The 9,027-nt window shown below is 58.7% G+C and carries 10 protein-coding genes; 4 read left to right on the top strand and 6 right to left on the bottom strand.

Going from position 1 to position 9,027, the window contains the following annotated elements; all coding sequences use genetic code 11:
• Together LRX75_RS20955 and LRX75_RS20950 are read left to right on the top strand one after the other, a co-directional pair.
• A partial coding sequence (locus LRX75_RS20955) for a porin (protein ID WP_231816585.1) occupies positions 1 to 422 on the top strand: 422 nt, incomplete at its 5' end.
• 374 nt (positions 423 to 796) lie between these two features.
• The gene (locus LRX75_RS20950) at positions 797 to 2,641 is read left to right on the top strand and encodes a methyl-accepting chemotaxis protein (protein ID WP_231816584.1); all 1,845 of its coding nucleotides are present in this window, start codon (positions 797 to 799) and stop codon (positions 2,639 to 2,641) included.
• A gap of 118 nt (positions 2,642 to 2,759) precedes the next feature.
• Here the strand turns inward: LRX75_RS20950 and LRX75_RS20945 are convergent, their stop codons facing one another.
• Genes LRX75_RS20945 through LRX75_RS20935 form a run of 3 tightly spaced genes read right to left on the bottom strand, consistent with a single transcriptional unit; the run spans position 2,760 to position 4,246 of the window.
• Positions 2,760 to 3,554, bottom strand: a complete 795-nt coding sequence (locus LRX75_RS20945) for a COG4705 family protein (protein ID WP_231816583.1) — start codon at positions 3,552 to 3,554, stop codon at positions 2,760 to 2,762.
• Positions 3,555 to 3,574: 20 nt separating this feature from the next.
• The gene (locus tag LRX75_RS20940) at positions 3,575 to 3,826 is read right to left on the bottom strand and encodes a hypothetical protein (RefSeq protein WP_231816582.1); all 252 of its coding nucleotides are present in this window, start codon (positions 3,824 to 3,826) and stop codon (positions 3,575 to 3,577) included.
• Between the two features lie 42 nt (positions 3,827 to 3,868).
• Positions 3,869 to 4,246, bottom strand: coding sequence for a hypothetical protein (locus LRX75_RS20935; protein WP_231816581.1), 378 nt, complete (start codon positions 4,244 to 4,246; stop codon positions 3,869 to 3,871).
• 201 nt (positions 4,247 to 4,447) lie between these two features.
• Between LRX75_RS20935 and LRX75_RS20930 the strand changes: the two genes are divergently transcribed.
• Both LRX75_RS20930 and LRX75_RS20925 read left to right on the top strand, forming a co-directional pair.
• Entirely contained in the window at positions 4,448 to 5,125 is a 678-nt protein-coding gene (locus LRX75_RS20930; RefSeq protein ID WP_231816580.1) for a winged helix-turn-helix domain-containing protein, read from the top strand.
• Positions 5,112 to 6,473: a HAMP domain-containing sensor histidine kinase gene (locus LRX75_RS20925; RefSeq protein ID WP_231816579.1), complete on the top strand. Its 1,362-nt coding sequence runs from the start codon at positions 5,112 to 5,114 to the stop codon at positions 6,471 to 6,473. Before LRX75_RS20930 ends, LRX75_RS20925 begins: the two co-directional genes overlap by 14 nt.
• Before the next feature lie 73 nt (positions 6,474 to 6,546).
• On the opposite strand, the gene LRX75_RS20920 is transcribed toward LRX75_RS20925, so the two are convergent.
• The 3 genes from LRX75_RS20920 to LRX75_RS20910 all read right to left on the bottom strand — a co-directional run bounded on the left by LRX75_RS20920 (position 6,547) and on the right by LRX75_RS20910 (position 8,919).
• Positions 6,547 to 6,819, bottom strand: a complete 273-nt coding sequence (locus LRX75_RS20920; protein ID WP_231816578.1) for a PepSY domain-containing protein — start codon at positions 6,817 to 6,819, stop codon at positions 6,547 to 6,549.
• Positions 6,820 to 6,922: 103 nt separating this feature from the next.
• A complete protein-coding gene (locus LRX75_RS20915) occupies positions 6,923 to 8,218 on the bottom strand; it encodes a sensor histidine kinase (protein WP_231816577.1) in 1,296 nt (431 codons plus the stop codon).
• A 29-nt stretch (positions 8,219 to 8,247) separates the two neighbouring features.
• Complete coding sequence (locus LRX75_RS20910; protein WP_231816592.1) at positions 8,248 to 8,919, bottom strand: response regulator; 672 nt, start codon at positions 8,917 to 8,919, stop codon at positions 8,248 to 8,250.
• Positions 8,920 to 9,027: the final 108 nt, after the last annotated feature.

Below are 9,027 nucleotides of genomic sequence, written 5' to 3'. Positions count from 1 at the left end.
AGGACTGGGGCGGCTTCACCATCATCGGCGGCTATGATGCACATGCCGAAACCTTTGCCGGCAAGGCACGCCTCGATCTTGTTCTCAACAAGACCTTTTCCGTCTTTGCAATGGGTGGGTACCAGTCGGACTGGGGTAACTCGGACGGACCTGGTGGTTCGCGCCGCCGCAATTTCTTTGCGTCCTGGAATGGCGACTATGCCGTCTGGGGAGGCTTTACCGCCAAAATAACGAAGAAGGCTTCTCTGAATGGTCAGGTCGCGTATGAAGAAGACGGGACGCTCGCCAGCGCACTCAACATGAAGTACGCCGTGGTCGACGGGCTTAGCCTGCAGCCGGAACTAAACTACACCAAGTTTGGCGGAAATCGCGGCGACGATCGCGCATTCGGTGGGACTATCCGTCTGCAGCGCGACTTTTAAGAGATCCTGGAGCATTCTGCGATCTCGGTAGACCGGGATCGCAGAATATCGGCTGACAGTCTCTCCGCTTCAGCAGGTATAATCGTTTTGTAACGTCCGCTGTGTCACAAGCCGTCTGCGGAAACAAGCCAACCTGTGGGGGCGGAGACCAGAACTGACTGTCGGGCAATCGATCTTTTTCCTCACAAGAGTCTGCAGTTTGCCCTTCGATGGCCCGCGTTCAAACACGCCAGCGTTACCCGATGCAGCAATCATGCAACTAGACGTTAAAATTCCCTTAACGTCGTATTAGGCGATTGCGGGTAGCCTTAGTTCTAGGGGCTCCACGATCTCGCAAGCGGATTTGCAGCGCGCCCCCTCTCAAGGGACCTACGATGTCATTCCTCCAGAACGCTCGCATCAGAACAAAAATCCTGTCACTCCTCATCCCTTTGTGTGTCGCAGGTATCGGCGGTGTCGCTGTCATCGCTCACAACTACAGCGCGTCGGACGCAAACTATTCGAGGTTCCTCTCAAAAGAAGCCGCTGCAGAGATCAATATGGCCATCGCCAGCCAACGCCTGGTGGCCGTTGTCTATGACGCCTATCAGGTTATGGCTTATGCGAGCGGGACGCCTGAAGTTGCAGCAGCAACGACCGACTACCGCGCGAGTACCGCCCGCTACTTGGAACTCCTCAATGAGTCCAGAACTGCGCTTCCAGATGATGCCCAGACCTTCGACAGCTTTGAGCAAAAGGGCAAAGCGATCTTTGCAATAACCGAGAAGGCGATTGTCGCAGGCGCCTCTGACCGGAATGACGAGGCGAAGGCGCTGCTCGCGCAGGCAGACAAGGAGGTTGCCACGTCACTGCCGGAAATCCGGAACTGGATCAACGCCCTGTCCAAGACGATTGCAAGCAAGACTGCCGCTCTGGCTGAGGAGACTTCTTCAACGATCTTCTACAGTCTTCTCATCCTCGGTGTGATATTCACGATAGGCATTGCGCTGGCCCTCTTTGTTACGGCGCGCGGCATAACGGCACCTATCGCGTCTCTTCGAATGAGAATGACGAGCCTGGCCAACGGAGACGTCGACGCTCCAGTATCAGGGACCGACCGTCGCGATGAAATTGGTGAAATGGCAGCAGCCGTCATGGTGTTTCGCGACAACGCCATCGAACGCTCAAGGCTCGAACAGGAGACCGCATCAAACCGCTCCATGTCGGAGAACGAGCGCATTCAGCGTGAAGCTCAAAAGGCTCAGGAGGCCGAAGACACCCTTCACGCGGTCACGAACCTCGCCAAGGGTCTTCAGGAACTCTCTGAAGGCAATGTCGCTTATCGCATCCCCGGAGCTTTCGTTTCGCAGCTCGATCTGCTGCGCGAGAACTTCAACGCTTCCCTCGGAAAACTGGAGTCGACACTGATCCAGGTCGGTGAGAACGCCCGCGGCATCGACGGCGGTGCAAACGAGATTCGCTCGGCGGCCGATGATCTTTCGCGACGAACCGAGCAGCAAGCCGCGTCCGTCGAGGAAACGGCGGCAGCTCTCGAACAGATCACCACGACAGTGCGTGACTCGACGCGTCGCGCCGAGGAAGCCGGAGCACTGGTTGCCCGCGCCCGTGAGGGCGCTGAACGATCCGGTCAGGTGGTCAGCAGTGCGGTCACGGCTATGAAGGCGATCGAGACGTCGTCAGGCGAGATTGGCAGCATCATCAGCGTCATCGACGAAATCGCGTTCCAGACGAACCTCTTGGCTCTGAACGCCGGCGTGGAAGCTGCGCGCGCAGGGGAAGCGGGCAAGGGGTTTGCGGTCGTGGCACAGGAAGTCCGGGAGCTGGCTCAACGCTCTGCGAAGGCTGCCAAGGAGATCAAGGCCCTGATCGCAACCTCCAGCGGTCACGTTCAAGCCGGCGTCAAGCTTGTCGGCGAGACGGGAGCGTCCCTCGCGACGATTGCTGGTGAAGTCCAGGAGATCAACCGGCACGTTGCCGCCATTGTCGAAGCCGCCCGCGAACAGTCCGTCGGCCTCCAGGAAATCAACACGGCCGTTAACACCATGGACCAGGGTACGCAGCAGAACGCGGCAATGGTCGAGCAGTCTACGGCCGCCAGCCATAGCCTTGCCAGGGAAGCCGCGTCACTGACCCAGCTCTTGTCTCAGTTTAAACTCGGCTCGGTCACGCATGTTCGTCCCTCCATACCGCGGTCAACTATCCGCAACATGGCAGCATAAGGCGAACGCCTCGCAATCCTGCGTCACCTTGCTGCCGTCTGAACGGCTGTCGGGACAAGCCCGGCGGCCTTCAGACGGCAGCTTTGATCCAATCAGACCAGCATTGCGGGGTGCCCTTTCAGGCGTTGGTGCTGTTTCCTCGGGGGACTGATATTTCCGGCTCATAAGACGAAGTCATGTAGACCACCGTCGCGATGATGATGCCGAGGAAGATCAAGCTGGTGACGATCGTCCCGAAGCCGAGGCCGCCATATTCCCTTGGCTGGGACAACAGGTCACCGATCGACGCACCCATCGGCCGGGTGAGGATGTAGGCAAGCCAGAAGGCCAGGATACCGTTCAGTTTCAGGAGATAGTAGGCGGCGGTGATGGCACCGATGACTGCGGCGAAGAGTATGGCCGTGATGAGATAGCCGAATTCGAATTTCTCCGCGACCAGATCGCCAGCGGAAGTGCCGAGCGCAAAGGTGAGCAGAATCGCAACCCAGTAGAAGGCCTCGCGCCTCGTGGTGTAGATGCAGTGGATCGAGAGCGTCTTCTCCATCGCGTACCAGACTGCGAATGTCAGGGCGAGGAGGACGGCAAAGGCGATCGTATTGGTCTCGAGCGGAACGCCGAAATTATCGACGAGGTTGTCGGTCACCAACGTGCCGACGACACTGATCAGCACCACGGCAAGCCAGTATGCCCAGGGGACATATCGCTTCTGGGCGAACTGCAGAACGAGTGCGACAATGAGAACCGCCGTCATGATCAGCGAGGTCGCGGTCAGGCCCAGCCCCATGTTTATGGCAAGATAGTCTGCGGCGGTCTCGCCCATTGTCACCGCCATCAATTTGATCAGCCAGAAATCGGGGGTGACGCGGGGTACCCGGTTGAGAGGACCCAGTGGGGTCATCGAGCGTTGCGACATCTCATTCCTCCAGATGTTGGTTACTTGCCCATCGCGGTCATGGCGTCCTTGAAGAAGTCATTGGCACGATTGTCGTCGTCGGCGTTGCAGCGATCGATTCCTTTGGTGATCAGCTCGTCGACCTTGGCTGTACCGGCGTCGTTGAGCTTGGCGTCGGCTCGGGCTGAACGGACGTCCTTCAGAGTTTCCTCGCACGGCACCTTCGCGAACACCGTCGCGGGAACGAGGATTGACAGGGTGACGATCAGGACGGCGTTGATAAGAGTCTTCATAGGGGTGAATCCTTCTGGCTTATGGTTTCGGAAGATGCAGATTTATAGAGCGGCGGGACTAGCCAACGCATGGATCAGGGCCGCGACGGTGGCCTTCGCGTTAGCTGCCTTGGGCTTGTTCGCGCGAAGAGAGCTGATCGCCGCGTCCGCCGCATCATCGATCACGCTCCATTCGTCGACGTTCTTCGGCCGCATCGTCGGCTCGGCATTGTCCCAGGCTGTCTCGAACTCGGTGATCCGTTCTCTGGCCCCGCCGAGGTCGCCTTTGTCGATCAGCACGAGCGTATCGCTCGCCATTTTTTCAAATGGCGCAAGATCGCCTAGTTTGCTCATCACCGCGGCGGCATAGGCAAGCTCGGTTATGGGGGCAAGGAAAAGTGGGGTAGCAAGCAGTGCTACCAGCAAAGGCCATTTCTTCATTCAGGCATCTCCAGATGTCGCTGATCGACGTTTCTTCGGAGATGACTTTGCAGGTCACACTTTACCCCTGCTTTGCTGGAACCATACCAATCCGTAAGGTGACAAGAAAATTTCGCGATACAGAATTGCCAAAAAGCGAATAGATCGAGACAGGTAAGCTGCCGCCAGTCGCGGTGAGCCGGACCAGTTCAAGGACAGACAATGCATATCCTGCTGATCGAGGATGACCGCAGAACGGCCGGCTACGTCTCCAAAGGGCTTCACGAGGCTGGCCACACCTGCGACGTCGTCCATGACGGTCGGGATGGGCTCTATCAGGCGACGCAGCAGCCTTATGATGTCCTCGTGGTCGATCGCATGCTTCCTGGACTGGATGGCGTTTCCGTCGTCAAGGCGGTTCGCGCCGCCCGCGTCAAGACGCCTGCGATCTTCCTGACAGCCATCGGTGGCGTGGACGACCGCGTCGAAGGACTGGAGGCAGGAGGAGACGACTACCTGGTCAAGCCATTCGCGTTTTCCGAACTGCTGGCAAGGTTGAACGCCCTTGCCCGTCGACCCCACGCGACTGAAGAAAAGACGGTCCTGAGGATTGCCGATCTCGAACTGGATCTCGTCAAGCGTTATGCCAGCCGGTCGGGTCAGGCGATCGCTTTGCAGCCCAGGGAATTCATGCTTCTGGAGGTTCTGATGCGGGGAGACGGGCGAGTTCTGACCCGCACCATGCTCTTGGAACTGGTGTGGGATTTTCATTTCGATCCGAAGACCAGCGTCGTCGAGACCCACATCAGCCGCCTGCGCTCGAAGATCGACAAACCGTTCGAGGTGCAACTGCTGCACACCGTGCGCAACACAGGATACAGCATGCATGCGCCGCGCTAGGTTATGGCGCTCGACCCCCTTCCGCCTAGCAATGACGTTCGGTCTCGTGTTCGTCATTGCCTTTGTCGTCACCGGTCTTGTCACCTACCGCTTTCTCAAGCAGGAACTGCTGGGCGAACTCGATGCTTCCATAATGGAAATCCATGCGCTGCTGTCTTCGACCTATGCGCCGGACGATCTGGAGGACCTGATCTCGACGGTCAACACCTATGCGCGTCTGACCGAGGCCGACCAGCGAATATTCTCCGTCATCGACGCCGATGGCAGACAGATCGCGGGCAATTTCTCTGGCAAGCGCGTACCGGATGGCATCTCGGACGTTCCCTCCCAGCTCATCGGCCTGGAGGGAGACGTGGACTACCGCGTCATGTCAGCCACAATTGGCGACAAGCGCCTCGTTGTCGGCCAGAGCTACCGACAGACCGACCGGTTGGAGAACATCACCTTCATCAGCTTTATCTGGGCCACGGCGCTCGTGATCGGGCTCGCTGTTATCGGAGGAGTCCTGCTGGGGTCGAGAGTGCAGAGACGGCTTGATGGAATTGCGAACGCCATGACGTCCGTATCGCATGGTCAGCTTGACTCGCGCGTGCCCCTGCATGGAAACGGCGACGACATCGACACAGTGTCAGGCCAGATCAACCAGGCACTCGATCGGCTCTCAATGCTCATGGAGACAATGCGGCAGGTCAGTTCAGACATTGCCCACGAACTCAAGACGCCCCTGAACCGCCTGAAGATACAGATCGACACTGCGGCCCTTGCAGCCGAGCTGGGGAAACTGGATGCGACAGCGCTTGTCGGCGCTCGTGACGATATCGATCAGATCAATGCGACGTTCGAGGCATTGTTGAGGATTTCTCAGATCGAGTCAGGGTCCCGGAGGACAAGGTTCCGACAGATCGACCTCATCATACTGCTGGCCTCGGTGGTGGAGATCTACGCCGAGGTCGCTCAGGATAGCCGTATGAGGTTGACCTCTTCGCTTGATCAACATGATCCGTGCCGGGTGTTGGGAGACCAGGAGCTGCTCACCCAGATGGTCGTAAATCTGATCGAGAACGCCATCCGCCATTGCGGTGAAGGAACACATATCGATGTATCGCTAAGGCGAGTCGGGGATCACGGGGTGATTACTGTCGCGGACGATGGTCCTGGCATTCCCGCCGAAGAACGCGACAAGGTCTTCCTGCGCCTCTACAGGCTGGACAAGAGCCGGACGACGACAGGTAGTGGACTAGGCCTCAGCCTTGTCCGAGCTATTGCTGATCTGCATGGCGGACGGGTCGAACTGGCTGGGAACAGTCCTGGACTGAGGGTGGAGGTTCTTATGCCCTCTGTTTCGTAGGCTGCGCTTGCACGATGCTGTTTCACAAGGTCGTCTCGACATCATGATCTGGACATCCTGCCTCTCGATGCAGCTATTCGTCGAAGAGGACTGCAGAGACGACATCTCCTGTCACCGGATCGAGATAGACGTCCGCCTGAAGGTTCGATCTCGTCAGCGCGCGCACGTGATAGCATGTTCCCTGAACGTCCAGGATCACGATCGTCTTGTAACCGGCCTCCGCGGCCCGTCTCGAAATCATCTCCCTGTCCAGCCACTTTGCCTGTGATTGCTCGGTACAGTCGGGACCGATCACTGCTGCGACCGCTGCCGATTGCACCGCGAACAACAGGATGAAACCTGGCAAGATCGGTCTGAGAGAAAGCATCCCCTTCGATGAGGCCTGTAACCTGTCGAAGCTCCGTCAGAGGTTCAGAGAATCTGGTGGACCTGCGGCCCTGGCATGGCTTTCAGAGTTCGACCAACGCCTCGAAGCCGTCGGTCATCCCACGCGCCGGCGAGAACAGCGTCAGCTTTCCACCCATTTCAACGACGATCCGATCCGCTATGGCAAGCCCGAGCCCTGAACCGGCTGCCGATGTTCGTCCGCGCTGAAAACGATTTTTCAGGTCGAATAGCTCATGGGCTGGGACCACCTCGCAGGCATTAATGACTCTGATTGAGCAATCGTCCGCCACATCCACGACCACCGGGAACGTCAGATCACCGTGCAGCAACGCGTTCTCGATCAGGTTTCGCATGACGATGCCGAATGCGTCAGCGTCCACGAGGCGCACCAGCGACGGACTGGCCGGGCGCCTGAGTTCCAGCTTTCGGTCAGAACCCATGCCGCGTTGGACATCGAGCATGACGAGATCGAGGATCTGCAGGAGATCGACCTCGGCTTCCTTGCTGCCGATCCCGGATTCCGCCCGCGCAAGCTGGAGAAGCTTCTCGGCCAGACGACCGAGATCGTGCAGCGCCCTCTCGATCTTGCGGGCCCGCCTTCTTCCTGGGCCATCCGGAAACTCTTCGACAAGTCGCTGGGTCTGCGCCAATGCTCCGGCGATCGGGGTACGCAGTTCGTGTGCGCTGTTGGCTGTAAATTCACGCTCGGCTGCGAAGGCATTTCTCAGTCGCTCGAGAAGCAGGTTCACCGAATGGGCGATCGATGTCAATTCTTCCGGGAGCTGCGCTTCTTCAAGCGGAGCCATGTTGCCACCGTCCTTCGTCGCGATGGCTTGCCGCAGGGCTCCGATCGGTTTGAGGGCGCGCCCGATCACCAGCCAGATCGAAAAGATACTTGCCGGAATCAGGAGGAGAAGCGGGATGAGCATTGTCACCGCGCTTTCGCGGACCGCCTCGCGGCGATTGGAGAACCGATCCGCCACCTGCAGGATGAGCTTGCCGTCCGGGCTGACGGACGTAAACACCCTGTACCTGACCGTGTCGCTGAAGCCTCTGCCCATCTCCGGCTGGATGATAGCGGAGGGAGCATCGTCCGATTTCAGCAGCAGGCGCCCTGAGGGATCGCGGACCTGATAGACGAGATACTCGCGCCGCCCGGACTTGTTGGGACTGGCAATCTCAAGGCCGTCGGCTTGCTGACGCAGTTCGAGATCGTCTATTGTCAGGGCGAGAAGCCTTTCCGCTGTCTCCTGGAGCGCGCTGTCGAACACCTCGTCCAGTTCGTGCCGCATGACGAGAACGCCGAGGCCGAGCGCAACAAGCCAGAAGGCGACAAGCATTCCGGTCAGGGAAAGCATGAGCGGTCGCGTGATGCTCGTCCTCTTGCTCACTTGTCACCCATTGCCTCGCCAAATGCATAGCCGAGGCCCCGGACGGTCCGGATCCTGTCGCGACCGATCTTCTTGCGCAGTCGGCTGACATAGACCTCGACGGTGTTGCTTTCGATTTCGGAACCGAACGCATAGAGCGCCTCCTCGATCCGGTCTTTCGCGACGATGTTGCCGGGACGGGCCACGAGCAGGTCGAGCACCGCCCATTCGCGTGCTGTGAGGTCGACCGTCTTTTCAGAGACGGTGATCCGATGCTCGGTGCGCTGAATCTCGATCGTACCAAATGTCAGCACAGGTTGAGGCTTTGCATCATAGCGTCGGGCGACCGCGGCGATCCTCGCCTCAAGCTCACCCAGATTGAAAGGCTTGACGAGATAGTCGTCAGCGCCGGCGTTCAATCCTTCGATGCGATCGGAGATCTGATCGCGCGCCGTCAGGATGATGACAGGCGTCGTATCCCCCGACTTTCGCATCCGTCTCAAGAAGTCGATACCGCTTCCGTCCGGGAGCTGGAGATCGAGCAGAACTAGCCCGTAGCGCACCGAGCCGAGCGCGGCTTCGGCATCGGCGATGATCCGCATCCAGTCGACGGCATGGTTGGAGGCCGCGACGTGGTCGCGCACGGCCTCTCCGATAAGGTCATGATCCTCTACGAGCAATATACGCAGCGCGGAAACTCCTCGAGATTTTTCGATAGTCCTATCACGGACGGACGGCGAGGCCAGAGCGATGTTTGCACTGACGGACATTCGGAGAATTTCCGAAGCTCCATCGTC

Origin of the sequence: Rhizobium quercicola (assembly GCF_021168455.1) — a bacterium.
Lineage (GTDB): Bacteria > Pseudomonadota > Alphaproteobacteria > Rhizobiales > Rhizobiaceae > Ferranicluibacter > Ferranicluibacter quercicola.
This window is presented reverse-complemented; position numbering and strand designations above follow the sequence as displayed.